Below are 23,108 nucleotides of genomic sequence, written 5' to 3' on the forward strand. Positions count from 1 at the left end.
CTGACGGGGCTGGGGCGCAGCGAGGCCGAGGCGCTGTTCCTGAGCGGGGTGCCGGGCGCGCTGCGGGAGATGGGACTCGCGGACGCGGCGTCGGCGGCCCGGCTCAAGGTGTCGGCGGCGCTGGTGCCCGCCCTGCGGGACGCCCCGCGCACGGCGGCCCAGCGGTTCCACCTGGACGCGCCCGGCTGGTTCCGCGAGCCCGAGACCCCCGCGCTGCTGCCGGCGGTCGCCGAGGCGGTGTGGGACGACCTGTGCGTCACGGCCCGCTACCGGCGCGGCGACGGCGAGGTGGAGCGGCTGCTGGAGCCGTACGGGCTGGTGCTGAAGGCGGGCGCCTGGTACCTGTGCGCCCGGGTGCCGGACGCGGACGTCTTCCGCACGTACCGTGTCGACCGCTTCACCGCCGTCGTGCCGGCGGACACCCGCTTCGGGCGCGACGAGGACTTCGACCTGCCCGGCTACTGGGCGGCCCAGGCGGAGCGGTTCGCGCGCTCGATCCTGCGCGCCGAGGCGGTGGTACGGCTGTCCCCGGAGGGCGTGCGCAGGCTGCCGCACGCCGTCGAGGCGCTGTCGGCCCGGGAGGGGCTGGCCGGGGCCGGTGAGCCCGACGAGGCGGGGTGGGTGACGGTGACGCTGCCCGTGGAGTCGGAGGAGATCGCGCACGCCCAGCTGACCGGGCTCGGGCCGGAGGTGGAGGTGCTGGCGCCGCGGAGCCTGCGGGAGCGGTTCGCGCGGGACGCGGCCCGGCTCGCGGAGCTGTACCGGGGCGCGGGGGCGTGAGCGGCCGCACCTCCGCGTGCGTCCGGGGGGCCGAGGCCCGATGCTGGAGCGGTGATGGACGAGACGGAGTTCTGGGCGCTGGTCGACACCACCCGTGAGGCCGCCGGGGGCGATCCCGAGGACCAGGCCGAACTGCTGGTGGACCGGCTGGTCCAGCTGGACCCGGAGCAGGTCCTGGACTTCGCCCGTCACTTCGAGGCCCGCTACAACCGCGCCTACCGCTGGGATCTGTGGGGCGCCGCCTGGGTGCTGCTGGACGGGGCCGGCGACGACGCGTTCGACTTCTTCCGGTGCTGGCTGATCGGCCAGGGCCGGGAGGTGTTCGAGGGCGCCCTGCACGACCCGGACGCGCTGGCGGAGCTGCTGGACGACTTCGACGAGGAGGTCGACGGCGACGGCGAGGAGCTGGGCTACGCGGCCGACGAGGCGTACGAGCGGCTCACCGGCACCGTGGCCGCCGACCTGGGGCTGCCGCCCGCACCCGCGGAGCCGGCCGGCAGCCCGGTCGACTTCGAGAACGAGTCGGCCCTGGCGGCGCGCTATCCGCGGCTGTGGGAGCGGTTCAGGGGCTGAGGCACGGTCCGGCCCTGGAGGCGCGCGGCCGTCTGTCTGATCTCGGGCAGGCGGGCGGCGAGGGCGACGCCGGGGCAGCTGGTCATGAAGCCGTCGCCGTGGCCGGCCACCGCGGGCAGGGTGGCGGTGGTGCCGGCGTGGAAGCGACTTCCGCTGTTGCTGGAGACCAGGCGCACCCGCTCGCGCGGATCGACGTCGGCGAGGCCGAGCTTCCAGGCGGCCAGCGCGGCGATGGCGTCGGTCAGGGCGCGCGGCACCGGCACGCCCGCGGTGAAGGTGCCGATGGCGGCGATCCCGGCGGTGCGGTGGTTGAAGCCCTGCGCGTGGGCGCCGACGACGGCCCGGTCGGTGCCCCCGGCGCGGCCCTCGTAGATGGTGCCGCAGCGGTCCACGAGGAAGTTGTAGCCGATGTCGTCCCACTGTCGCGGGCCGGTCTGCCCGGCGTACAGGCGGCGGATGATCTCGGGGGTGTCGGCGCACCGGTAGCCGTTGGGCGAGTCGGTGTGGTGCACGAAGACCGCGATCACCTTGTCGTCGTAGCGCGGCGGCGGCTGGGAGCGCCCGGTGGTGGCGCCGGCCCAGGCGGTGCGGGGCACGATGGGCGGCCGGGCCGCGCGGTGGGCGCCGGCCGTGCGCCCGAGGTCGAGGGCGGCGGGCCGGTCGGGCGGTATCCGCGCGGGACGGGCCGCGCCCCAGGCGTACAGGGCCAGCGCGAGGACGGCCAGCAGGCCGGGCAGGGAGCCCGGCAGCACCAGCGGCGGGCCGGGAGAACGCGGCGGCCGCGCGGCGGGCACCGACCGGGCTCTCCCGGCCTTCCCGGCTCCCCGGGGCCACCGGGCCCGCCGGGCTTCTCCGGCTCTCCCGGCACGCCCGGCACTCCCGGCTCTTCGGAGGAGGGACATGGCCCCACTCTTCGCCCGCCGGCCACCGCCCGCGATGTGCGCTGTGCCACCTGGCGGAACCATCGTCCCGGTCCGGGACGTTTCCGGTGTTACCGGCACGCGTGGCCGGTTCGGCTCCGGCGGCCGATCATGTACGTGTGACCGTTCGGCGGGCCGACCGGTGCGTGCCGGGGGCCCGAGAGAAAGGCGGCTCCGTGGACCTGCTCGACCTGCTGCTGGTGCTGGTGATCCTCCTGTACGCCGCGTCGGGGTACCGGCGCGGCCTGGTGGCCGGCTGTGTGTCGCTGGCCGGGTTCGTCGGCGGCGCGGTCGTCGGCGTCTGGGCGCTGCCCTGGGTGACGGGCCACGTGGCCCGCGGCTCGGCGGCGGCGACGGTGCTCGCGGTGCTGACCGTGCTGGTGCCCGCCGCGGTGGGGCACGAACTGGCGGGCCGGCTCGCGCTGCGGCTGCGCGGGGGCCTGGACCGGGGCCCGCTGCGGGTGGTGGACGGCATCGGGGGCGCGGCGGCCAACGCGGTCGCCGTGCTGATCGTGGCCTGGGTGGCGGCGAGCGTGCTCAGCGCGGCCCCCTCACCCGCGCTGACCACGGCGATCCGGGACTCCTCGCTGCTGGGCGCGGTGCAGCGGACGATGCCGGACACCACGCCCGCCTGGTTCTCCCGGGCCACCTCGGCGCTGACGGACGCGGGCTTCCCGCAGGTCTTCAACCCGTTCGAGAACGAGTCGACGGCCCGGGTGCCGCGCCCCACCGGTGACAGCGTGACGCCCGCCGCGACGACCGCCGCCAAGCTGAGCACGGTGAAGATCGAGGGCGTCTCGGGCAGCGAGGGCCGGGAGGGCAGCGGCTTCGTCTTCGCCTCGCAGCGGGTGATGACCAACGCGCACGTGGTGGCGGGCATCGCGCACCCGAGCGTGCGGGTGGGCGGGGTCGGCGAGGCGTACCCGGCCAGGGTGGTGCTCTTCGACCCCGACCGGGACGTGGCGGTGCTGTACGTACCGGGGCTGCGCGCGCCGGTGCTGCGCTTCGACACCGGTGCCTCGCGCGGGGACTCGGCCGTGGTGGCGGGCTATCCGCAGGACGGCAGCCTGAACCTGCAGGCGGCGACGGTGGGGAACCTGGTGCGGGCGACCGGGCAGAACATCTACAGCGACGGCGCGGTCACCCGGGAGATCTACTCGATCCGTTCCACGGTCCGGCCGGGCAACTCCGGCGGCCCGCTGCTGACCACGGACGGGCGGGTGTTCGGGATGGTCTTCGCCCGCTCCACCTCGGACGCCGAGACGGGGTACGTGCTGACGGCGGCCGAGGTGGCGCAGGACGCCCAGCGGGCGGCCACGGCGACGGAGCCGGTGGACACGGGCGCGCTGGTGGGCTGACGCGGCCCTGCGGGCCTCACCGTCAGGGCCTCACAGGGAGCGGCCCATGCAGACGTCGTCCACGTAGGAGCCGTCGAGCAGGAACTCGCCGGGCAGCACGCCCTCCACGGCGAAGCCCTCGGACTCGTAGAGCCGCCGGGCCGGGGCGTTGTGGCCGAGCACACGCAGGGTGAGGCGGCGCGCGCCGCGCTCGCGGGCCTCGGCGACGGCGGCCCGGATCAGCGCCCGGCCCACTCCCCGGCCGCGGGCCTCCTCGGCGACCGCGAAGCCCTGGATGCTGAGGACGTGGGCGTGGGAGGCGAGCGGGATCGTCTGGGCGAGGCGGATGTAGCCGGTCACCCGCCCGTCCAGCTCGGCGACGAGGAACTCCCCGACGGGGTGGCGCTCGTCGAAGAACGGCGGGTACGGCGGCTCGGGGCGGGGCGTGACCGCGTGCAGGGTGGACCACAGGGACCGGTCGAGAAGGGCGAGGCGCTCGTCGTCGTCGGCCACGGCGAGGCGTATGTACGGTTCGGGCATGGTGATCACCTTAAGGCGGCGGTTCCCGGCGGCCCACCGGGTTTCCGTGCCGACCGCGGGGGGCACTCTGCGAGGGCTCCGCCGTGGCGCGCGGGGGTGCTCTGCGGCCCGCGGAACGGATGTGACCAAATGCGACCTCTATGCGACCGTGCCCTGTCGATGCGCGACTCCTTACGACCGATCACGGCACTGATACTCGACGCGAACTCGAGTATCCCTGGGGCCGGCCGAGGCATGACGTCTCCGCCGACCGCGCAACCACAGCAGGAGGGGCCTCGTGCTTGAGCCCGCGAACCAGGTGGACGTCGTCATCGTGGGAGCCGGAATCGCCGGACTCTCGGCGGCACACCGGCTCACCAGCGCAGGAGTAACGACCGCAGTCCTGGAGGCCGCGCCTTACACGGGCGGCCGTATGTCGACGGAGAAGGTCGACGGCTTCCGGCTCGACCGCATCGGACAGCTGCTGTCCACGGCGTATCCCGCGCTCCGGGGGACCCCGGGGCTGGACTCCCTGGTCCTGCGGCGCTTCGCGCCGGGCGTCCTGCTGCACCGCGACGGGCGCGTGCATCGGGCGGGCGCGCCGGCGGGCGGGGGGAGCGCAAGGGGCGCACTCCACGTGGTGCGCGCCCTGGCGAGCGCCCCGAGGGGGGCGTCGGCGCCGCCCGGCCGGGGCGGGGCCCCGGTCGGCGGGGCGATGGACCAGGCGCGGCTGGGCGCGGCGCTGAACCGGATCGCCGCGACGCCGGTCGAGCGGCTCCTCGCCCGTCCGGAGCTGCCCGCCGCCCAGGCGCTCGCGGCCCGGGGGGTACCGGCCCGCACCGTCGAGGGCTTCCTGCGGCCGCTGCTCGCCGCGCTGCTGTGCGACCCGGGGCTGACCACCTCCAGCAGGTGCGCCGATCTCGCGCTGCGGGCCTTCGCGGGCGGGCGGCTGTGCGTGCCGGAGGGCGGCGCGGAGATGCTGCCGGAGCTGCTGGCGCGGGCCCTGCCGCCGGGGACCGTGCACACCGGGGTGCGGGTCACCTCGGTCTCCACCACCTCGGTGGCCACCGCCGAGCACGGGGAGATCCGCTGCCGGGCGGTGCTGCTGGCGACCGACGCGCGCGCCGCGGCCGAGCTGCTGCCGGGGCTCCGGGTGCCGGAGTTCCACCCGGTGACGGTGGTCCACCACACCACGGACGAGCCGGCGGCGGCGTTCGCCACGGGCTCGTCGCTGCTGCTGGACGCGGACCGGGGCGGGCCGGTGGCGCACACGTCGGTGCTCAGCAACGTGGACCCGAGCCGGGCGCCGGCCGGACGGGTGCTGATCTCCTCGACGGTGCTCGGCACCCCGCCGGAGGGCGTGGACACGGCGGTCCGCATCCACCTCTCGCGGCTGTACGGCACCTCCACGCGCCGCTGGGAGACGCTGGCCGTGCACCACACCCCGGAGGCGGTACCGGTGATGCGCCCGCCGCACGACCTGCGCCGCCCGGTACGGCTCCTCGCCGGCCTCTACGTCTGCGGCGACCACCGCGACACCAGCACCGTCCAGGGCGCCCTGCACTCCGCCCGCCGGGCCGTGCGGGCCCTGTTGTCCGACCTGGGCGCCGCCGGCTCCATCCACCGGGCCGACCCGGCGCCCACGCTGCCCGAGGCGGCCTGAGCCGACGGCGCCTCAGCCCAGCACCGCCGCCTTCTCCCGGTAGGACCTGACCGGGGCGGAGTCCTTGTGGGGCTCCAGGCGGCGTTCGAAGTCGCGGATGTACTCGACGGCCCGGGCGCTGCGCATGTCGGCCGCCTGGGCCGCGGCCTCGGCCGCCAGCGCGCAGGCCTGGTCGAGTTCGCCGAGGCCGAGGCGGGCCGTGGCGAGGACGACCCGGCAGAACAGGCGGCTGCGGGCGTACGCCGGGGCCCGCAACTGGAGGGAGCGCTCGGCGTGTTGGGCAGCGGCCCGGAACTGCTGGAGGTCCCGGTGGCAGTGCCCGAGCTCGTCCGCGAGCTGCGCCTCGTCGAAGAACCGCGCCCAGTACGGGACTTCGTCCCCGGGCCGGGCCGCCTCCAGCGCGCGCTCGGCCCGCACCAGCGCCGCGGTGCACGCCCGCACCTCCCCGAGCACCGCGTGCGCCCGGGCCTCGGCGGCGTGCAGCAGTGACTGCACCGCCGGCGGCCCCCCGGTGCCGATCCCCTGCTGGGCGACCCGCGCCAGCTGCACCGCCTCCCTGCCGTGCCCGAGGTAGACGGCCTGCCGGCTCATGGTGACCAGCACGAAGGAGCCGTAGGGCCGGTCCCCCGCCGCCTGCGCCAGCCGCAGCGCCTGCACGAAGTACCGCTGGGCCAGCCCGTGCGCGGCGATGTCGTACGACGTCCAGCCCGCGAGCCGGGTCAGATCGGCGGCGGCCGCGAACAGCCGCCGCCCGGTCTGCTCGTCGTAGCTGCCGCGCAGCATCGGCTCGCACTCGTGCTCCAGGTACCGCACCAGCGCCTGCCGGGCGTGGCCGCCGCCGAACCGGTCGTCCAGGGCGCGGAACAGCTCGCCCACCGAGCGCAGCGCCGCGATGTCGCCGCCGCCGACCCGGTGGCCGGGGACGCGCTCCAGCGGCCCGCGCGCCCGGGTGCGGGCCCCCTGTGCCGGCGCCGGGCCCCGCACCGGCGCCCCGAGCCCGGGCGGCCGCCCCTGCGCGGGCACCCGGGGCGCCGGTTCCCGGGCCACCCGGTCGTCGGGCCGGCCGATCAGCCAGTCCCTGCTGGGCACGACGAGCCCCGCCGGGGTGAACGCGATCTTGCGCAGCTCGGCCTGGCTGCCGGAGTCCTTGCGCCACAGCCCGCTGACGATGTCCACGGCCTCCTCCGGGGTGGCCGCGAACTCCAGCCCGGCGTACACCGGGGCACACGCGTCCAGGCCGAGATCCTGTGCCGTGAGCCGGCGTCCGAGCCGGCGGGTGAAGACCTCGGCGATCAGCGCCGGGGTCGTGCCCCTGGGCTGCTGACCGCGCAGCCAGCGGGTGACGGAGGTCTTGTCGTATCTCAGGTCCAGCCCGTGTTCGAGGCCGAGCTGGTCGACGCGCCGGGCCAGACCCGCATTGGAGAACCCCGCCTCTGCGATGAGCGCGGCGAGCTGACGGTTGGGGGTGCGCTGCGCGGGTCGGTCCGTCATCTGTGGTGCGGTCTCCTGCCTCCGGGCCAGTGAAGTGCCGGGATTGCCTGTGAGCAGCCCATTTGGCCGTACGAACGGCGCGAATGTAGCGGAGAGTGAGCACCCGCTCGGATACTTCAGCGTTCATTCATCCGTTCGTGTGAGCAGTGCCCGCAGGGCTGACGCGTCGCGGACGGACGTACAGTGGCGTGGGCGCGTTTCATGCCTGACACCGAGGGAGGCGCTTGCCGTGAGTGAGTTGCGGTTCGTCCGCATGGGATTCGGCGCGGATGCCGTCGACTACCAGGAGGCCTGGGACGAGCAGCGCCGCGTGCACGCGGCCCGGTTCGCCGGTGAGATCCCGGACACCGTGCTGCTCCTGGAACACCCCCCGGTGTACACGGCCGGGCGGCGCACCGAGGACAGCGAGCGTCCGCTGGACGGCACCCCGGTCGTCGACGTGGACCGCGGCGGCAAGATCACCTGGCACGGCCCGGGCCAGCTGGTGGGCTACCCCATCCAGCAGCTCCCGCGCCCGGTGGACGTCGTCGCGCACGTGCGGCGCCTCGAAGAGGCCCTGATCCGCACCTGCGCCGAGTTCGGCCTGGAGACCACCCGGGTCGAGGGCCGCAGCGGCGTCTGGGTGCTCGGTGACCCCGTCGAGCAGCGGCCCTCGCTCGGCGGCCTCTCCCTCGACTTCGACCCGCGGCTGACCGACGACGAGTTCGACCCCCGGCTGAACGGCCCCGAGTACGCCCCGTCCAACGCGGGCCAGCGCCGTGAGGACCGCAAGATCGCCCAGATCGGCATCCGCGTCGCCAAAGGCGTCACCATGCACGGCTTCTCGTTCAACGTGAACCCCGACATGAAGTGGTTCGACCGCATCATCCCGTGCGGCATCCGCGACGCGGGCGTGGCCTCCCTGGCCGGGGAGCTGGGCCGCGAGATCACCGTGGAGGAGGTCCTGCCGGTGGTGGAGAAGCACCTGCGGGAGGTCCTGGAGAACGCGGACCTGCGGCCGAGGCCGATCGAGAAGGCGTCCGCCTGACCGACCCCGACGAGGGGAATGCGCCCTGCGGTCACGAGGTTGTCTCACCGCCAGGACGTGAAGAACACGGGCGTACCCTGGGGAACGCCGAAGAATCAAAGCTGAGGGAGCCGGTCGTGTCCGCAGTCGCACCCGACGGACGCAAATTGCTGCGCCTGGAGGTCCGCAACAGCCAGACCCCCATCGAGCGCAAGCCCGAGTGGATCAAGACCCGGGCGAAAATGGGCCCCGAGTACACGAAGATGCAGAACCTCGTGAAGAGCGAGGGCCTGCACACGGTCTGCCAGGAAGCCGGCTGCCCCAACATCTACGAGTGCTGGGAGGACCGCGAGGCGACCTTCCTCATCGGCGGCGACCAGTGCACCCGGCGCTGCGACTTCTGCCAGATCGACACCGGCAAGCCCGAGGCGCTGGACCGCGACGAGCCCCGCCGCGTCGGCGAGTCCGTGGTCACCATGGACCTCAACTACGCCACCATCACCGGCGTCGCCCGTGACGACCTGGCGGACGGCGGCGCCTGGCTGTACGCCGAGACGGTGCGCCAGATCCACCGGCAGACGGCGGAGCGCGCGGGCGGCCGTACCAAGGTCGAGCTGCTGGCCCCGGACTTCAACGCGGTACCGGAGCAGCTGGCCGAGGTCTTCGAGTCCCGCCCCGAGGTCTTCGCGCACAACGTGGAGACCGTGCCCCGGATCTTCAAGCGGATCCGCCCCGGCTTCCGCTACGAGCGCTCCCTGAAGGTCATCACCGAGGCGCGCGACTTCGGCCTGGTCACCAAGTCCAACCTGATCCTCGGCATGGGCGAGACCCGCGAGGAGATCAGCGAGGCGCTGAAGCAGCTGCACGAGGCCGGCTGCGAGCTGATCACCATCACCCAGTACCTGCGCCCCTCCGTGCGCCACCACCCGGTGGAGCGCTGGGTGAAGCCGCAGGAGTTCGTGGAGCTGAAGGAGGAGGCCGAGCAGCTCGGCTTCTCCGGTGTGATGTCCGGCCCGCTGGTGCGCTCCTCGTACCGCGCCGGCCGCCTGTACCAGATGGCGATCGAGAAGCGGGGCAGCTTCGTCGCCGGCCAGGCGGTGTGAGCGCCGCCCGGTTCCCGGCGTGTGAATTCGCGCACAAGTAATTACCGGCCGGTAATGGCCGGCTCGGCGCGGTCCTGACCGTCCTCCCTGATGAGGGCGCCCGTCAGGGCCGCGTCGGTCTTTGCGGCCGCCCCATCAAGGCTTCATCGGCGTTTGACCGGTCGGACACGCCCTGGTAACACCGATCTGTGACGCTCTTATCACGATTCGTACACCGTCCGCTCCCAGGGGGTAGCCCGGTCATGCAGGCCCCGCCGGTACGCGCCACCACCATCCCGTCCCTCACCGACGCTCTGCGCGCCGTCGAGTCGCTGCTGATGAGCGGCGGCCAGCGCACCGCCCGCCGCAACGCGTGGACCTCCGTCCTGGAGGACCGCCGCCGGGCCAGGGACCGGGTGGAGGCGCAGCGCTTCCTGGAGCGGTCCGCGGACCGCCGGTAACGCCCCGCCCGCCCGAGCCGCCCCCGCGGGCACTGCCGTCGTCCGCGCTCCCGGGGCCACGTAGACTTCGTGGCATGGCGAGGAAGGAAACCGCGGCGGACGCCGCGAATGCCGGGCGACTGAAGCAGATCGCCCTCACGTACCGGATGACCCGCAAGGTCGACACCAAGATCGGCCTGGTGCTCGCGGCCGTCGGTCTCGGCACGCTCGCGGTGTTCCTCGTGATCGGCTTCTTGATCGGCCACCCGGTGTACCTGGGCATCTTCGGCCTGCTGGTCGGCCTGCTGGCGACGGCGGTCGTGTTCGGCCGCCGGGCCGAGCGGGCGGCCTTCGGCCAGATGGAGGGGCAGCCTGGCGCCGCGGCGGCGGTGCTGGACAACGTCGGCCGGGGCTGGACCACCACCCCGGCGGTGGCGATGAACCGCAGCCAGGACGTCGTGCACCGCGCGGTCGGCAAGGCCGGCATCGTGCTGGTCGCCGAGGGCAACCCGAACCGGGTGAAGAGCCTGCTGGCCGCCGAGAAGAAGAAGATGAACCGCATCGTCGCCGACGTCCCGGTGCACGACATCATCGTGGGCAACGGCGAGGGCCAGGTCGAGCTGAAGAAGCTGCGCACCACCATGCTGAAGTTCCCGCGGGTGCTCACCGGCCCCCAGGTGACCGCGACCAACGACCGGCTGCGCGCCCTGGGCGACCTGATGAGCAACATGCCGGTGCCGAAGGGCCCGATGCCCAAGGGCATGAAGCTGCCGAAGGGCGGCCCGCGCGGCCGCTAGGGTCTTTCGTTTGGATCAGGCCTGATCCAAACGGGAGGCCCCAGGACCTCGCGGCCACGATGCGCTACGACGAAGGGGGGCGCCCGGTGTGACACCGGGCGCCCCCCTTCGTCGTGCTGCCGCGATACGGCCGCTCAGGCGCGGACCTCGACGGTCTTCGCGAGCCGGTCGTGCAGGCCGCGGCCGTCGCGGTCCCAGACCAGGGCGGGGATGGCGAGGCAGAGCAGCACCGTGCGCAGCAGCGAACGCAGCGGGTTGACGGTGCCGGTCTCCAGGGCCACGACCCGGATGCCGAACAGCCGCTTACCCGGGGTGAAGCCGATGGTGCCGACGGTCAGCACGCTCATCACGAAGAAGACGCCGAGCGCCCAGTTGCTGGTGGCCTGGCTGTAGCCGTGCGTGATCAGGCTGTATGCGATCAGGACGCTGAGGCCCCAGTCCACCGCGATGGCGCCGAGCCGCCTGCCGGGCCGGGCGAGGGAGTTCGGCCCGTCCTCGGGCAGACCGAGCTGTTCGCCCCGGTACCCGAAGTCCGCGCCGGCCTCTTCCATGGCCGCGCGCGGGCCGGAGAGCCACGATCCGATTGCCTGCCTGTTGTCCACCCGACCACGGTACTGCGTCCGTATATGACCGGGGGACGCCGGGGTGTCCCGGGGCTACGGTGGGAAGCGTGGCCGGTTAACTTCTGCGAAACAATCGGGTCACGCCGGAGAAATCACCCGTCCATAGGGTCAGGACGAGCGTGTGCCACCGCACTGGCCGCACGAACGATCTACCACCCCGGCGAGGACGGTCGGGAGTAGGAGGAGCTGGATGTTCCAGAACGCCGACGAGGCCAAGAAGTTCATCGCGGACGAGGACGTCAAGTTCGTCGACGTCCGCTTCTGCGACCTGCCGGGCGTCATGCAGCACTTCACGGTGCCCGTCGAGGCGTTCGACCCGGACGAGGAGCTGGCCTTCGACGGATCGTCGATCCGCGGTTTCCAGGCCATCCACGAGTCGGACATGGCGCTGCGTGCCGACCTGTCCACGTCCCGTGTCGACCCGTTCCGCCGGGACAAGACGCTCAACATCAACTTCTTCATCCACGACCCGATCACGGGCGAGCAGTACTCCCGCGACCCGCGCAACGTGGCCCGCAAGGCCGAGGCCTACCTCGCCTCCACCGGCATCGCGGACACCGCGTTCTTCGGCCCCGAGGCCGAGTTCTACGTCTTCGACTCCGTGCGCTTCCAGACCAGCGCCAACGAGTCCTTCTACCACATCGACTCCGAGGCGGGCGCCTGGAACACCGGTGCGGTGGAGAACAACCGCGGTTACAAGGTCCGCTACAAGGGCGGCTACTTCCCGGTCGCGCCGGTGGACCACTTCGCGGACCTGCGCGCCGAGATCTCCCTGGAGCTGGAGAAGTCCGGCCTGAAGGTGGAGCGCCAGCACCACGAGGTGGGCACGGCCGGCCAGGCGGAGATCAACTACAAGTTCAACACGCTGCTCGCCGCCGCCGACGACCTCCAGCTCTTCAAGTACATCGTGAAGAACGTCGCCTGGCGCAACGGCAAGACCGCGACCTTCATGCCGAAGCCGATCTTCGGCGACAACGGCTCGGGCATGCACGTCCACCAGTCGCTGTGGAGCAACGGCGACCCGCTGTTCTACGACGAGGCCGGGTACGCGGGCCTGTCGGACATGGCCCGCTACTACATCGGCGGCATCCTCAAGCACGCCCCGTCGCTGCTGGCCTTCACCAACCCGACGGTGAACTCCTACCACCGCCTGGTGCCGGGCTTCGAGGCGCCGATCAACCTGGTGTACTCGCAGCGCAACCGGTCCGCCGCGATGCGCATCCCGATCACCGGCTCCAACCCGAAGGCCAAGCGCGTGGAGTTCCGCGCGCCCGACTCCTCCGGCAACCCGTACCTGGCCTTCTCGGCCCTGCTGCTCGCGGGCCTGGACGGCATCAAGAACAAGATCGAGCCGGCCGAGCCGATCGACAAGGACCTCTACGAGCTGGCTCCCGAGGAGCACGCGAACGTCGCCCAGGTCCCGACCTCCCTCGGCGCCGTCCTCGACGCGCTGGAGGCCGACCACGAGTTCCTGCTCCAGGGCGACGTCTTCACGTCCGACCTGATCGAGACCTGGATCGACCTCAAGCGCACCCAGGAGATCGCCCCGCTGGCCCTGCGCCCGCACCCGCACGAGTTCGAGCTCTACTTCGACGTGTGATGTCGCCCCGGGCCGCAGCGGGCAGCCGCTCCGGCCCGGACCGTCCGTGCTTCGGCCGTCGCGAGGCCGGCGCATCGGGTAGTGCCGGCACACAGCCGGGGCCGCCTCCCTCGGGAGGCGGCCCCGGCTGTGTCTGGGGGGTCGGGTGCCGGTCAGCGCACCACGACCACCACGACCGGAGTGTTGCCGTAGCCGAAGCGGTTGAAGCCGTTGTTGAAGAAGAAACCGCCGCGGTCGAAGCCCCGGTTGAAGCCCCGGTTGAAGCCGAAGCAGTTGTGGCCGTAGCAGCCCCGGTTGGTCGTCACGTGGGTCGGGGTGGCCGCCGACGCGGATCCGGCGGTGGCGATGGTGGCTCCGCCTGCCAGCAGAACGCCGACGGCGGACACCGCGGCGAGACGCCTCGCACGCTGTGCTTTCATCGAACTGCCCTCCTTCCGTTCCCCCCGTGCCGCCTCGGGCACGGGAAGACAGGCCGCGGCTCCGCCGACGGCGGGACACGGTCCGGGTGGTGCCGCCTGGATTCAGGAAGCAGGGCTGACGTTCCCCTGGTCGGCGGGGATGGCGCACGTCCGGCGCACCCTGCGGCGCGGCTCTGCTGAAAATGCTAGCGGCCGGGTGAGGACCCGGCATCCGGACGCCGGGCGGGCCCCGGCGGGAGGCTGTGCAACCTTTCGGCCCTCCCGTGATTCCTATTTCCGGGGATCAGGCTCCCCGCACGCGCCGACGAGAGAGGTTGACCGGGGAATGGCAGAACAGGACGAGTGGGAGCGGGAGTTCGATCAACGCTGGGCGAACTCCGCCGAGCACAAGGAGCCCTCCGCCCGGGCCCGGATGCTCGCCGCCCGCTGGAAGGAGAACCCCCCGGACCCGGCCCCGTTCCGCGCCGACCCGGACAGCGCCCGTCCGGACCGCCCTTCCTGGGTGTCCACGGCGGTGGTGCTGGGCTGTGTGGCCGCGGTGATCCTGCTCCTGGGTTACGCTCGGATACGCGACGGTTACTGAGCATGGCGGTCTCCCGGTGGGGCCCGGCACCGCTCCCACCGGGAAGCTTTTGCCCGCAACAGGGACGTATGGGACCTGTTCATGGGAGGCGGCAGGTGCACACTGGACAGCGGGACGAGTGCCTGACTGCGGGGTGATGCGAGATGCGGAGCCGCTTTAGGAGCGACCGGCGACTGACCGTGCGGATGACGGTCACGATGTTCCTGCTCGGACTGCTGTACGTGGCCTTCATCGCCGCGCTGCTCGTGCTGTTGAAGTCCTGGCTGCTGGTCGTCGTCGTGATGGGCGCGATGTTCGTGGCCCAGTTCTGGTTCTCCGACCGGATCGCGATGTTCGCCATGCACGGGCGGGTCGTGGAGCGCGAGGAGTATCCGGAGCTGCACGCGGTGGTGGACCGGCTGTGCGCCATGGCCGACATGCCCAAACCGGTGGTCGCCGTGTCCAACATGGACATGCCCAACGCCTTCGCGACGGGCCGCAACCCCGATCACGCCGTGGTCTGCGTGACCACGGGACTGCTGCGCCGCCTGGAGCCCGCCGAGCTGGAGGGCGTGCTCGCGCACGAGCTGTCCCATGTGGCGCACAAGGACGTCGCCGTGATCACCATCGCCTCCTTCCTGGGCGTGATCGCGGGGCTGATCGTCCGCTTCGCCTTCTACTCGCAGCTGTTCGGCGGGGGCCGCAGGGACCAGAACACGGCCCTGGTCTTCGCCGGGGTGATGGGGGTCTCGGCGGCCGTGTACGCGATCAGCTTCCTGCTGATCCGGGCCCTGTCCCGGTACCGGGAGCTGGCCGCCGACCGCGCCGCCGCGCTGCTGACCGGCCGACCCTCCGTGCTGGCGTCGGCGCTGACCAAGGTCACCGGGGACATCGCCCGCATCCCGACCAAGGACCTGCGCACGGCCCAGGCCTTCAACGCGTTCTACTTCACCCCGGCCACCGGCAAGGAGCCCGGCATCGAGCGCTTCTTCTCCACCCACCCCACGCTGGAGCAGCGGCTGGAGCAGCTGGGCCGGATCTCGGCCGAGCTGGGCGAGGCGGCCGTACCGGGGGAGGCCGACCGGGCATGAGCGCACCGAAGGACGGACATCCGGTTCCGCGGCGGAAGGCGGGCTGAGCGTTGGGGCTGCTGGACATCCTGCTGGGGCGCACCAAACCCGTCGCCCCCGATCTCGACCAGCTCTTCGCGCTGCCCTCGGCCGCCGTCACGCTCCAGGCCGCGGTCGGCTTCACCCCGACCGGGACCGGTGCGGTGTGCTTCGCCACGGTGGAGGGCGCGGCCTTCGAGCAGACCCACCGGGAGGTGCAGGCGCTGCTGGACGCGGACGCCGACCGCGCCGGGCCGCCGGTGGAGCTGTGCCGCGACGGCTACGGCTACTCGTGGCTGGTCTCCCGGCGCTCCCCCGACCAGTTGCCGCAGCTCGTCAACGATCTGCACGCGGTGAACAGCTCCATGGAGATCAACGGGTTCGGCCCGCAGCTGCTGTGCTCGCTGGCCGGCTTCACCGACGACGCCGGCCGCGGGCTGGCCCTGGTGTACCTGTACAAGCGCGGCACCTTCTACCCGTTCGCCCCGCTGGCCGGGGCCGGTGAGCGGCGGGACAACGCGCTGGAGCTCCAGGTGAAGTCCGTGCTCGCGAGCGATCTGCGGATCGAGCAGGATCTGGGCCGCTGGTTCCCGGTGTGGGGGGCGCCCGGGTTGTGAAATTCGCCGCTTCGGCGGGCCGGCGGCCGTCGTCACCGCCGCGGGGCGGACGACGCGTACGTCTTCTCGTCGGCCTCGGCCGGGGGCGTGGGCGCACGGTGGACACGGATGCTCAGGGACAGCAGGGCGGCGCTCGCGCAGGCGGCGCCGAGTGCGAGCCAGACGGGGTCGTAGCTGCCGAACGTGTCACGGGCCACGCCGCCGAGGAAGGAGGCCGACGCCGCGCCGAGCTGGTGTGCCGCGTTGGTCCAGCCGAAGACGATGGCGCTGTCCTCGCCGTAGAAGGTCCGGCACAGGGCGATGACCGGCGGCACGGTCGCCAGGTCGAGCAGGCCGAAGGCGACCACGAAGACCAGCATGGGCGGGCTGACGGTGGCCGTCATGATCAGCGGCAGACTGACCATGAGCAGGCCCCGCAGCAGGAAGTAGACGGCGAGGAGCCGGCGGGCGTCCCGGCGGTCGGTGAGCCAGCCGGAGACGATGGTGCCGGCCACGTTGAAGACGCCGATGAACGCCAGCAGGGTCGAGGCCGTGGTGACGGGCATGCCGTGGTCGTGGGCCGCGGGGGCGAAGTGGGTCCACATGATGCCGTTGGTGGACGCGCCGCAGATGGCGAACGTGGCGGCGAGCAGCCAGAAGGGAACGGTCCGCGCGGCGCCGCACAGCACGGTCACGGTGCGGCGGGCGGCGCCGGGAACGGGGTCGGGCCGGGGGGTGAAGGTGTCGCTGCCGTAGGGGCGTCGTCCGATGTCGGCGGGGTGGTCGCGCAGTACGAGGTACACCAGGGGAGCGACCGCGACGGCGGCGAGGGCGAGGGTGACGAGGGCGGGCCGCCAGTCGTAGTGGTCGATGGTCCAGGACAGCGCGGGCAGGAAGACCATCTGCCCCAGAACGCTGCCGGAGGAGAGGATGCCGGTCACCAGGCCGCGGCGGGCGGTGAACCAGCGGTTGGTGACGGTGGTGCCGAGGGTCATCGACAGCGATCCGGTCCCGAGGCCGACGAGGAAGCCCCAGAAGAGCGTGAACTGCCATGCGGCGCTCATCATCGTGGTGAGGACCGCTCCGGCGGCGACGGTCGCGAGCGCCGCGACGACGACCCGGCGGATGCCGAACCGGTCCATCAGGGCGGCGGCATAGGGGGCCGTGAGTCCGTAGAGCACCATGTTGACCGAGGCCGCCAGGCCGATGGAGCCGCGGGACCAGTGGAATTCCGCGCGCAGGGGGTCCTGCAGAATCCCCGGCATGGTGGAGAAGGCGCCCGCGATGACGATCGCCACTCCGGCGACGGCGGCCACCCACCAGGCGCGGTGCCCGGCGTCCTTCGTGTGCTGGCCGATCGTGTCATCCATATCTTCATCCTTCAGCGAGAGGGAACCCGGAACCAGTGGCCTTTGGTCAGCTAGTGAAAGAATCTGGACATGACGGTGGGTGACGAGTCATTGCACAGGGTGGCGGTTCTGGTACGTTCCGGTCTCCTGCCGATGGAGCTGGGGATCGTGCACCGCCTGTTCGGGACCGCGACGGATGCGGCCGGCCGGCCGCTGTACTCGGTCGTGACGTGTGCCGTGGAACCGGGTGAGGTACGCACGGACGCCGACTTCACCGTCAACGTGCCGCTGGGGCCGCAGGCGCTGCGCGACGCGGACACGGTGATCGTGCCCGCCGCGATCGAGGACTACCGCCCGCAGCGGCGCGGCCGGTTGAGCCCGCCGGTGCGGGCGGCGCTCACGGAGATCCCCCCGACAGCGCGTCTGGCCTCCATCTGCACCGGGTCGTTCGTGCTGGCGGCGGCCGGCCTGCTCACGGGGCGGCGGGCGACGACGCATTGGAAGTCCTGTCCCGAACTGGCCGCCCTCTACCCGGAGATCGACGTGGACCCCGACGTGCTGTACACCGATGACAAGGGTGTGCTCACGTCCGCGGGTGTGGCCGCGGGAATCGATCTGTGCCTGCACATGATCCGCAGTGACCACGGCGCCGACGTCGCCAACACCGTCGCCCGCGGCACCGTGGTCCCCCCGCACCGCGAAGGCGGTCAGGCCCAGTACATCGACCGTCCCGTGCCCGAACCCGGCGACACTTCCACCGCGGCCACCCGCGCCTGGGCCCTGGAGCACCTCGGTGACGGCCTCACCCTGGAGGACCTGGCGCGCCGGGCGGCGACGAGCGTGCGGACGTTGACCCGCAAGTTCCGGCAGGAAACGGGGATGCCACCGATGCAGTGGCTCGCTCAGCAGCGCCTGCAGTACGCCCGTCGGCTGCTGGAACGCACGGACGAGCCGGTGGACCGGATCGCGGCCGAAGCCGGCTTCGGCACGGGCACGGCGATGCGTCAGCACTTCCGGGAGACGCTGGGCGTGTCACCGCGCGCGTACCGCAACACCTTCCGCGGGGAAGCGTGAGGGCACGCGCGCGGTGTCACCGCCTCGGCGAAGCCGCCTGCCGGCTCAGCCGGGGACCGGTTCGATGGGGCCGATCCGGTAGAGCACCTCGTCGTGGTGTGCCTCGGGGAAGAGGGAGGCCGGGAACAGCACTTCGGTGTGCACGGGGGCCTGGTACCGCTTGGCGCACTTCTTCAGCACCATGATGATGGCCTTGTTGTCGGCCGACACGGTCGCCTCGATGTAGCGCGCGCCCTGGGCGACCGCGCGCTCGGCCGCCCGCTCGAAGAGCTGCACCCCGAGCATCGGAATGCCGTGCCGGGGCCTGGCGGCCTCCTGCCAGACCAGATAGGTGTCGGGCTGCTCGGGGCGGAAGTAGCCGGTCAGCATGCCGACGATCTCGTCGCCGAGGGATGCCACGAGGGAGGTCTCGGCGAAGTCGCGGCACCACAAGGCGTAGTAGTACGGGCTGTTGTCGTCGAGTTCGTCGGACTCGTGCACCATCTGCCACATGGCCTGGGCGTCCTCGGCACGCGGCGGGCGGTACTCGGGGCGGACTCGGGTCGCGGTGGAGCCGGACGCCGGCGCGGTCATGCGGTGGCCTCCTCGGTGAGCAGCGGGTAGACGCCGTTCTCGTCGTGGTCCTCGCGGCCGGTGACCGGCGGGTTGAACACACAGACGAAGCGGGAGTCCACCTTCGGGCGCAGCGTGTGCTTCTCGTGCCCGTCCAGCAGGTACATGGTGCCGGGTGTGATGAGGTGCTTCTCGCCGGTCTCCTCATTGGTGAGTTCGGTCTCGCCCTCGACGCACAGCACGGCTTCGATGTGGTTGGCGTACCACATGGTCGTCTCGGTGCCGGCGTAGACGGTCGTCTCGTGCAGGGAGAAGCCGACTCCCTCGCGAGCCAGCACGATCCGCTTGCTCTCCCATGTGCCGGAGCGGGACTTGACGTGCCGGTCGGTGCCTTCGACGTCCTGGAACGAACGGACGATCATGTGCGACTTTCCTTTCCGGGGGAGTTCAGGCCGCGCTGCGGGTCTCGAGCTGGGCGATGGCGAAGTCGGTGAAGGTGTCGACCGTCTCGAAGTCGTCGGCCTCGAGTTCCTCGGGGTCGACCTCGAGGCCGAGGGAGTCCTCCAGTTCCATCAGCATCTCCAGCATCGTGGTCGAGTCCAGGTGGAGATCGTCGAAGAGCCTGGTCTGTCCGGAGAGTCCGGTGACCGGCCTCTCCAGCACGCTGCTCAGCGCGGTCTCCATGGCGGCGGTCACGTCGGTGCGCTTGAGGGTCATCGTGCGTGCTCCTTTCGCAGGGGTGCGGGGTCCTGAACGAGATCGGTCAGGGCCTGCCGGTCGACTTTGCCGTTGTTGTTGGTGGGCAGTGCGGGGACCGGGACGCAGCGGCGGGGGATCTTGTGGTCCTCGATCAGGCCGCGCATCCGGGCCAGCACGTCGGGTCCGTCCAACTCGGTCACCGCGGCCAGGACCGCGGTCTTCCCGGTCCTGGGGCCGGGCGGCAGCACGGCCGCGGAGGACACGCCTTCGACGCGGCGGGCGGCGGCCTCCACCTCGGTGGCGCTGACGCGGAAACCGCGTTCCTTGTAGAGGTCGTCGCGGCGGCCGGAGAAGTAGAGGTAGCCGTCGTCGTCCATCCAGCCGTAGTCGCCGGTCCGCAGTTCCGGGAAGAGGCCGTCCCGCCGGTGGAAGCGCTCGGCGGTCAGCTCCGGACGGCGCCAGTAGCCGGCCATGACGTGCGGGCCGCGGACGACGAACTGGCCGACCTCTCCGGCCGGCAGCCGCTCGCCGTCGTCGTCGACGGTGAAGACCTCGGTGCCGGGAAGCGCACGTCCGGACGCGCCGGGCCGCAGGAGGTCTCCGTCCGGGGGCATGATCGTGGCCCGCTTGCATTCGGTGAGTCCGTACATCAGCTGCACGGACAGGCCGGGTATCGCCTCGCGCAGGTCGGCGATGGTCCGCTCGGACAGGGCCGCCCCCGTGTTGGTCACCAGACGCAGCTTGGGCTTGTTCTTCGCCCGCCGCACCAGCCAGGCCAGGCGGTCGGAGACGGAGGGAACGGCGGCGAGCACGGTCGCCTCGCTCTCCTGGAGGGCGCGCAGCAGCGGCGGTCCGGCCTCCGCGACGTCGCCCACGCGCAACTGCGCACCGGCCAGGAACGTCAGGAACAGCTGGTAGAGGCCGTAGTCGAAGGACAGCGGCAGGGGGCTGAAGACGATGTCGTCCGCGCGGTAGCCCAGACAGTCCTGGATGGCGCGTGCGGCGAAGAGCATCTGCTGGTGGGTGCTGACCACGGCCTTGGGCAGCGACGTGGTGCCCGAGGTGTAGATCAGGCACGCCCCGTCGACTCCGAGCGGAGCGGGCGTCGATCGCCCGTCGGCGTCCGGACCCGGCTCGGGAGCGTGGCGCAACTCCCTGGAGGAGATGACGCGTACACCATGCGCCTGCGCGGTGGTGGACACACCGGGGTCGTCCGTCACGATCGCGGTCGGCTCACAGTCACCCAGGACGTGTTCGAGCGGGCGGTCCCGAACGTCCTGGTGCAGGACGCTGAACATCGCGCCCGCACGGGAGGCGGCGTGCACGGCGACCGCGACGGTGATGGCGTCGGGCGAGGAGACGACGACTCGGTCACCGCGGCGGACACCGTACGCCCGCAGCAGGTGCGCGGCTCGGCGGGAGGCGAGCGCCAACTCCCCGTAGGAGACGGCGTCCGTCCCGGTGCTCAGGACACGCCGGTCACTGTGTACGGCGGCGGCGTCGTCGAGCAGGGAATGGAGGGTGAGGGGCTGGGTCACTGGCGTCCTCCCATCGGTACGGCTTCCTTCTCGCCGGGGCGCCGGACGCTGCCGGCCGGTCCGGTGCGCTTCGGTTTGGGGACGACGGTCACCGCGTTCGCCGTGCAGACGACGACCGGTTCGGCGAGCACCTGTGCCGCGCTGGTGCTCGTGTCGGGGGAGGCGATGACCTTCCGGGCCTCCAGGGCGACGAAGCGGCGCAGTCTGGTGCTGCGGGTGAGCCTGGCGGTGGCCTCGATGTAGTCGCCAGGACGGACGGGTGCCGTGAAGCGGATGTCGGAGTACGCGGAGAGCAGTCCCTCGTCGCCGTCGGTGCGGATGGTGACTTCGGTGACGAGGTCGCCGAACAGGCGCAGCAGCCTTGCGCCGTCGACGAGTCCACCTCCGTAGTGGGCCTCTTCCTGACCGATTCTGATGCGCAGCCGGGCTGTGACGGTGTGCGCGTCACCTTCGGCGGAGCCTTCAGAAGTGGTCATGATCATGCCATCCCTTCTTCCGTTGCCGTGGGCGCCGACGAGCGTGCCGACGGGCTGACGGGCGCGTCCTTCATTCGGGCCGCACGAGCAGGGCCGCGGCGGCGACCACGGACTCCTTGTGCGTGATCGAGACGCGCACGGTCTGCCGCGCCGCGACCCGGGCAGCCTCCCCGCGCAGTTCGACGCTCGGGGACCCGTCCGCGGCACGCTCGACGCGGATGTTCCGCGGGGCGATTCCCTGCAACAGCCCCCTGCCCAGCGCCTTGAGGACGGCCTCCTTGGCGGCGAAGCGACCGGCCAGGTACTCCAGCCGCCTGACGCCCTGGAGAGCCCGTGCCTGCTCGATCTCCTCCGGCGCGTAGCAGTAGCGCAGGAACCAGCCGCGCGTCAGGAGCCTCTTCAGTTCGTCGCGGTCGAGGACGTCCAGACCGACTCCTACGGGCCGACCGGATGTCACGAGGCGTCCTCGAAGACCGCCAGCCGCTGCCGGGACAGCAGTTCCTCGGGCGTGTCCCGCTCACGCACCAGGGTCACCTGTCCGTCGTGCACGAAGACCTCCGCGGGATAGCCGTGACCGAGGAACAGCCCGGGCGAGGCGGTGGGGCCGTAGGCGCCGGACCGCTCGATGCCGAGGAGGTCACCGGGCCGGACCTCGGGAAGCCTGACCTTCTTCACGAGGGTGTCGTTCGGTGTGCACAGCGGACCGGTGACGGTGTAGGTGCCGGTGGGCTCGGCCGAGGGGCTGCCCAGGTGGACGACGGGGAAGTTCCGTTTCACGAAACTCCCGATGCCCACTGCGGCCATATGGTGATTGGTGCCGCCGTCCGCCACGACGAACAACTCCCCCATCGACTCCTTCACATAGACGGCCCGTGTCACATAGAGGCCGGCGTCGGCCGCGAGGAACCGGCCCAGCTCCATGATGATCCGGCAGGACGGATGCCGGGCACGGAAATCGTCCACCGGACCCCGCATACCCTTGCCGAGCTCCGCCGTGTCGAGGTCCGACTCGTTCTCGAAGTAGGCCACACCCAGACCGCCTCCGAAATCCACGAAGGAAAGGTCCACACCCAACTCCGTGGCGAGGTCTTCCGCCATCCGGAGAATGCTCTCCGTGTTAGCGACGACGTCCCGGTGATCGAGGAAACGCGTTCCCATATAGGCATGGAAACCCTTCACCTCGACGTGCTCCAAGGCGTCGAGCAAGGGCCGCGCCCGACGGACTTCCTCCTCGTCCACACCGAACTGCCGCGGCTTTCCTCCCATCGACAGCCCGGACCCCTTGCTGTGGAAGCTCGGGTTGACCCGCAACACCGCGGGGAACGGGGTGGCCCCCCGTGCGGCCGCGACCTCGTCCAGGAGCCGGAGTTCGGCGAGCGACTCGCAGACCACGGCGGAGATGCCGGCCGAGACACACGCCTCGAGGTCGGCCCGGCTCTTTCCCGGCCCGAGGAAGATGATGTCCGCCGGGTCCACCCCGGCCCGCACGGCGGTCATCAGTTCCGTCAGCGACGACACCTCCGCGCCCGCACCCTGGGCCCCGAGGAAGCCACACACGCTGATGTTCGGATTCGCTTTCAGTGAATAGAGAACCTCCACGCCGTCCGGTAACGCCGCCGAAATCCTTCGAAACGTCTCGCGGAGAACGTGCGCGTCGTAGATGAACAGAGGTGTTCCGAACTCGTCCACGATGTCTTCGACCGGAAGCCCCTGAATGCGCGCCTTCGGATTTTCGGGCAAGTGCCCCTCCCGCTGTATCGGCTTGCCGTTCCAAAAACCGTAGGCGAGGAGCCGAGGGGCGTCATATCGCGCACCGGGGAATCGGCCAACTCGGGACGGCGTGCGGCGGGTGAAGGACGGCCGTGTATCCCCGAGCTTCTCGGCGTCATGCACCATCGGCCGG

General features: G+C 71.9%; 26 protein-coding genes. 13 read left to right on the plus strand and 13 right to left on the minus strand.

From position 1 onward, the window contains the following. Positions 1 to 780 (plus strand): helix-turn-helix transcriptional regulator (locus FRZ03_RS31970; protein ID WP_146468649.1); only part of this gene is annotated, 780 nt, incomplete at its 5' end. A 54-nt stretch (positions 781 to 834) separates the two neighbouring features. Further along, positions 835 to 1,353 (plus strand): DUF4240 domain-containing protein, encoded by a 519-nt coding sequence (locus FRZ03_RS31975; RefSeq protein ID WP_146468566.1) that lies wholly within the window; start codon positions 835 to 837, stop codon positions 1,351 to 1,353. On the opposite strand, the gene FRZ03_RS31980 is transcribed toward FRZ03_RS31975, so the two are convergent. Continuing rightward, entirely contained in the window at positions 1,320 to 2,147 is an 828-nt protein-coding gene (locus FRZ03_RS31980) for a peptidoglycan recognition protein family protein (RefSeq protein ID WP_261399427.1), read from the minus strand. The genes FRZ03_RS31975 and FRZ03_RS31980 overlap by 34 nt on opposite strands. A gap of 302 nt (positions 2,148 to 2,449) precedes the next feature. Between FRZ03_RS31980 and FRZ03_RS31985 the strand changes: the two genes are divergently transcribed. Beyond that, positions 2,450 to 3,631, plus strand: a complete 1,182-nt coding sequence (locus tag FRZ03_RS31985) for a MarP family serine protease (RefSeq protein WP_146468568.1) — start codon at positions 2,450 to 2,452, stop codon at positions 3,629 to 3,631. Between the two features lie 30 nt (positions 3,632 to 3,661). On the opposite strand, the gene FRZ03_RS31990 is transcribed toward FRZ03_RS31985, so the two are convergent. Continuing rightward, positions 3,662 to 4,150: a GNAT family N-acetyltransferase gene (locus FRZ03_RS31990; protein WP_186785731.1), complete on the minus strand. Its 489-nt coding sequence runs from the start codon at positions 4,148 to 4,150 to the stop codon at positions 3,662 to 3,664. Between the two features lie 277 nt (positions 4,151 to 4,427). Between FRZ03_RS31990 and FRZ03_RS31995 the strand changes: the two genes are divergently transcribed. Continuing rightward, positions 4,428 to 5,792, plus strand: a complete 1,365-nt coding sequence (locus tag FRZ03_RS31995) for an NAD(P)/FAD-dependent oxidoreductase (protein ID WP_146468570.1) — start codon at positions 4,428 to 4,430, stop codon at positions 5,790 to 5,792. A 12-nt stretch (positions 5,793 to 5,804) separates the two neighbouring features. On the opposite strand, the gene FRZ03_RS32000 is transcribed toward FRZ03_RS31995, so the two are convergent. After that, positions 5,805 to 7,283, minus strand: a complete 1,479-nt coding sequence (locus FRZ03_RS32000; RefSeq protein ID WP_146468571.1) for a tetratricopeptide repeat protein — start codon at positions 7,281 to 7,283, stop codon at positions 5,805 to 5,807. A 229-nt stretch (positions 7,284 to 7,512) separates the two neighbouring features. On the opposite strand from FRZ03_RS32000, the gene lipB reads away from it, so the two are divergent. The 4 genes from lipB to FRZ03_RS32020 all read left to right on the plus strand — a co-directional run bounded on the left by lipB (position 7,513) and on the right by FRZ03_RS32020 (position 10,608). Continuing rightward, on the plus strand, positions 7,513 to 8,310 hold the full coding sequence (lipB, locus tag FRZ03_RS32005) for a lipoyl(octanoyl) transferase LipB (RefSeq protein WP_146468572.1): 798 nt from the start codon (positions 7,513 to 7,515) through the stop codon (positions 8,308 to 8,310). Between the two features lie 116 nt (positions 8,311 to 8,426). Beyond that, the gene (gene lipA / locus FRZ03_RS32010) at positions 8,427 to 9,392 is read left to right on the plus strand and encodes a lipoyl synthase (RefSeq protein WP_146468573.1); all 966 of its coding nucleotides are present in this window, start codon (positions 8,427 to 8,429) and stop codon (positions 9,390 to 9,392) included. 242 nt (positions 9,393 to 9,634) lie between these two features. Beyond that, on the plus strand, positions 9,635 to 9,832 hold the full coding sequence (locus FRZ03_RS32015) for an SCO2195 family GlnR-regulated protein (protein WP_146468574.1): 198 nt from the start codon (positions 9,635 to 9,637) through the stop codon (positions 9,830 to 9,832). 74 nt (positions 9,833 to 9,906) lie between these two features. Further along, the gene (locus FRZ03_RS32020; RefSeq protein ID WP_146468575.1) at positions 9,907 to 10,608 is read left to right on the plus strand and encodes a DUF4191 domain-containing protein; all 702 of its coding nucleotides are present in this window, start codon (positions 9,907 to 9,909) and stop codon (positions 10,606 to 10,608) included. A gap of 134 nt (positions 10,609 to 10,742) precedes the next feature. Here FRZ03_RS32020 and FRZ03_RS32025 read toward each other — a convergent pair whose 3' ends face one another. Continuing rightward, positions 10,743 to 11,210: an RDD family protein gene (locus FRZ03_RS32025; protein ID WP_070022017.1), complete on the minus strand. Its 468-nt coding sequence runs from the start codon at positions 11,208 to 11,210 to the stop codon at positions 10,743 to 10,745. A gap of 211 nt (positions 11,211 to 11,421) precedes the next feature. Between FRZ03_RS32025 and glnA the strand changes: the two genes are divergently transcribed. Then, positions 11,422 to 12,831 carry a type I glutamate--ammonia ligase gene (glnA, locus tag FRZ03_RS32030; RefSeq protein WP_146468576.1) on the plus strand — a complete coding sequence of 470 codons (1,410 nt, stop codon included), beginning with the start codon at positions 11,422 to 11,424 and terminating at the stop codon, positions 12,829 to 12,831. 152 nt (positions 12,832 to 12,983) lie between these two features. Here glnA and FRZ03_RS32035 read toward each other — a convergent pair whose 3' ends face one another. Beyond that, positions 12,984 to 13,250, minus strand: a complete 267-nt coding sequence (locus tag FRZ03_RS32035; RefSeq protein ID WP_146468577.1) for a hypothetical protein — start codon at positions 13,248 to 13,250, stop codon at positions 12,984 to 12,986. Positions 13,251 to 13,575: 325 nt separating this feature from the next. Here FRZ03_RS32035 and FRZ03_RS32040 point away from each other — a divergent pair, with 325 nt between their 5' ends. From FRZ03_RS32040 to pspAB, 3 genes are all read left to right on the plus strand, one after another. Then, on the plus strand, positions 13,576 to 13,833 hold the full coding sequence (locus FRZ03_RS32040) for an SCO2583/SCO2584 N-terminal domain-containing protein (protein WP_146468578.1): 258 nt from the start codon (positions 13,576 to 13,578) through the stop codon (positions 13,831 to 13,833). A 143-nt stretch (positions 13,834 to 13,976) separates the two neighbouring features. After that, entirely contained in the window at positions 13,977 to 14,903 is a 927-nt protein-coding gene (gene htpX, locus FRZ03_RS32045) for a zinc metalloprotease HtpX (protein ID WP_146468579.1), read from the plus strand. A gap of 50 nt (positions 14,904 to 14,953) precedes the next feature. Beyond that, complete coding sequence (gene pspAB, locus FRZ03_RS32050; protein WP_146468580.1) at positions 14,954 to 15,538, plus strand: PspA-associated protein PspAB; 585 nt, start codon at positions 14,954 to 14,956, stop codon at positions 15,536 to 15,538. Positions 15,539 to 15,570: 32 nt separating this feature from the next. Here pspAB and FRZ03_RS32055 read toward each other — a convergent pair whose 3' ends face one another. After that, the gene (locus FRZ03_RS32055) at positions 15,571 to 16,887 is read right to left on the minus strand and encodes an MFS transporter (RefSeq protein ID WP_146468581.1); all 1,317 of its coding nucleotides are present in this window, start codon (positions 16,885 to 16,887) and stop codon (positions 15,571 to 15,573) included. A gap of 90 nt (positions 16,888 to 16,977) precedes the next feature. Here FRZ03_RS32055 and FRZ03_RS32060 point away from each other — a divergent pair, with 90 nt between their 5' ends. Then, positions 16,978 to 17,940 carry a GlxA family transcriptional regulator gene (locus tag FRZ03_RS32060; RefSeq protein WP_315902679.1) on the plus strand — a complete coding sequence of 321 codons (963 nt, stop codon included), beginning with the start codon at positions 16,978 to 16,980 and terminating at the stop codon, positions 17,938 to 17,940. A gap of 45 nt (positions 17,941 to 17,985) precedes the next feature. Here FRZ03_RS32060 and ectA read toward each other — a convergent pair whose 3' ends face one another. The 7 genes from ectA to FRZ03_RS32095 all read right to left on the minus strand — a co-directional run bounded on the left by ectA (position 17,986) and on the right by FRZ03_RS32095 (position 23,101). Next, entirely contained in the window at positions 17,986 to 18,513 is a 528-nt protein-coding gene (ectA, locus tag FRZ03_RS32065) for a diaminobutyrate acetyltransferase (RefSeq protein WP_146468583.1), read from the minus strand. Next, the gene (locus FRZ03_RS32070; RefSeq protein ID WP_070022000.1) at positions 18,510 to 18,914 is read right to left on the minus strand and encodes an ectoine synthase; all 405 of its coding nucleotides are present in this window, start codon (positions 18,912 to 18,914) and stop codon (positions 18,510 to 18,512) included. The genes ectA and FRZ03_RS32070 overlap by 4 nt, the downstream gene beginning before the upstream one ends. 25 nt (positions 18,915 to 18,939) lie before the next feature. Next, the gene (locus tag FRZ03_RS32075; RefSeq protein ID WP_146468584.1) at positions 18,940 to 19,209 is read right to left on the minus strand and encodes an acyl carrier protein; all 270 of its coding nucleotides are present in this window, start codon (positions 19,207 to 19,209) and stop codon (positions 18,940 to 18,942) included. Continuing rightward, positions 19,206 to 20,729 carry a class I adenylate-forming enzyme family protein gene (locus FRZ03_RS32080; RefSeq protein WP_146468585.1) on the minus strand — a complete coding sequence of 508 codons (1,524 nt, stop codon included), beginning with the start codon at positions 20,727 to 20,729 and terminating at the stop codon, positions 19,206 to 19,208. Before FRZ03_RS32080 ends, FRZ03_RS32075 begins: the two co-directional genes overlap by 4 nt. Next, complete coding sequence (locus tag FRZ03_RS32085) at positions 20,726 to 21,205, minus strand: 3-aminobutyryl-CoA ammonia lyase (RefSeq protein ID WP_222443429.1); 480 nt, start codon at positions 21,203 to 21,205, stop codon at positions 20,726 to 20,728. Before FRZ03_RS32085 ends, FRZ03_RS32080 begins: the two co-directional genes overlap by 4 nt. 70 nt (positions 21,206 to 21,275) lie before the next feature. Then, complete coding sequence (locus FRZ03_RS32090; protein WP_261399428.1) at positions 21,276 to 21,662, minus strand: holo-ACP synthase; 387 nt, start codon at positions 21,660 to 21,662, stop codon at positions 21,276 to 21,278. Beyond that, positions 21,659 to 23,101, minus strand: a complete 1,443-nt coding sequence (locus tag FRZ03_RS32095) for a type III PLP-dependent enzyme (protein WP_146468586.1) — start codon at positions 23,099 to 23,101, stop codon at positions 21,659 to 21,661. The genes FRZ03_RS32090 and FRZ03_RS32095 overlap by 4 nt, the downstream gene beginning before the upstream one ends. Positions 23,102 to 23,108 lie beyond the last annotated feature (7 nt).

The organism is Streptomyces misionensis, from assembly GCF_007896895.1.
In the GTDB taxonomy this organism is placed as follows: domain Bacteria; phylum Actinomycetota; class Actinomycetes; order Streptomycetales; family Streptomycetaceae; genus Streptomyces; species Streptomyces misionensis_A.

Excerpts from the sequence above, each read along its gene's own strand:
- FRZ03_RS31975 (WP_146468566.1), top strand. The coding sequence starts at position 835 with ATGGACGAGACGGAGTTCTGGGCGCTGGTCGACACCACCCGTGAGGCC.
- FRZ03_RS31990 (WP_186785731.1), bottom strand. The coding sequence starts at position 4,150 with ATGCCCGAACCGTACATACGCCTCGCCGTGGCCGACGACGACGAGCGC.
- FRZ03_RS32000 (WP_146468571.1), bottom strand. The coding sequence starts at position 7,283 with ATGACGGACCGACCCGCGCAGCGCACCCCCAACCGTCAGCTCGCCGCG.
- FRZ03_RS32015 (WP_146468574.1), top strand. The coding sequence starts at position 9,635 with ATGCAGGCCCCGCCGGTACGCGCCACCACCATCCCGTCCCTCACCGAC.
- FRZ03_RS32020 (WP_146468575.1), top strand. The coding sequence starts at position 9,907 with ATGGCGAGGAAGGAAACCGCGGCGGACGCCGCGAATGCCGGGCGACTG.
- glnA (WP_146468576.1), top strand. The coding sequence starts at position 11,422 with ATGTTCCAGAACGCCGACGAGGCCAAGAAGTTCATCGCGGACGAGGAC.
- FRZ03_RS32035 (WP_146468577.1), bottom strand. The coding sequence starts at position 13,250 with ATGAAAGCACAGCGTGCGAGGCGTCTCGCCGCGGTGTCCGCCGTCGGC.
- FRZ03_RS32040 (WP_146468578.1), top strand. The coding sequence starts at position 13,576 with ATGGCAGAACAGGACGAGTGGGAGCGGGAGTTCGATCAACGCTGGGCG.
- htpX (WP_146468579.1), top strand. The coding sequence starts at position 13,977 with ATGCGGAGCCGCTTTAGGAGCGACCGGCGACTGACCGTGCGGATGACG.
- FRZ03_RS32055 (WP_146468581.1), bottom strand. The coding sequence starts at position 16,887 with ATGGATGACACGATCGGCCAGCACACGAAGGACGCCGGGCACCGCGCC.
- ectA (WP_146468583.1), bottom strand. The coding sequence starts at position 18,513 with ATGACCGCGCCGGCGTCCGGCTCCACCGCGACCCGAGTCCGCCCCGAG.
- FRZ03_RS32070 (WP_070022000.1), bottom strand. The coding sequence starts at position 18,914 with ATGATCGTCCGTTCGTTCCAGGACGTCGAAGGCACCGACCGGCACGTC.
- FRZ03_RS32075 (WP_146468584.1), bottom strand. The coding sequence starts at position 19,209 with ATGACCCTCAAGCGCACCGACGTGACCGCCGCCATGGAGACCGCGCTG.
- FRZ03_RS32085 (WP_222443429.1), bottom strand. The coding sequence starts at position 21,205 with ATGACCACTTCTGAAGGCTCCGCCGAAGGTGACGCGCACACCGTCACA.
- FRZ03_RS32095 (WP_146468586.1), bottom strand. The coding sequence starts at position 23,101 with ATGGTGCATGACGCCGAGAAGCTCGGGGATACACGGCCGTCCTTCACC.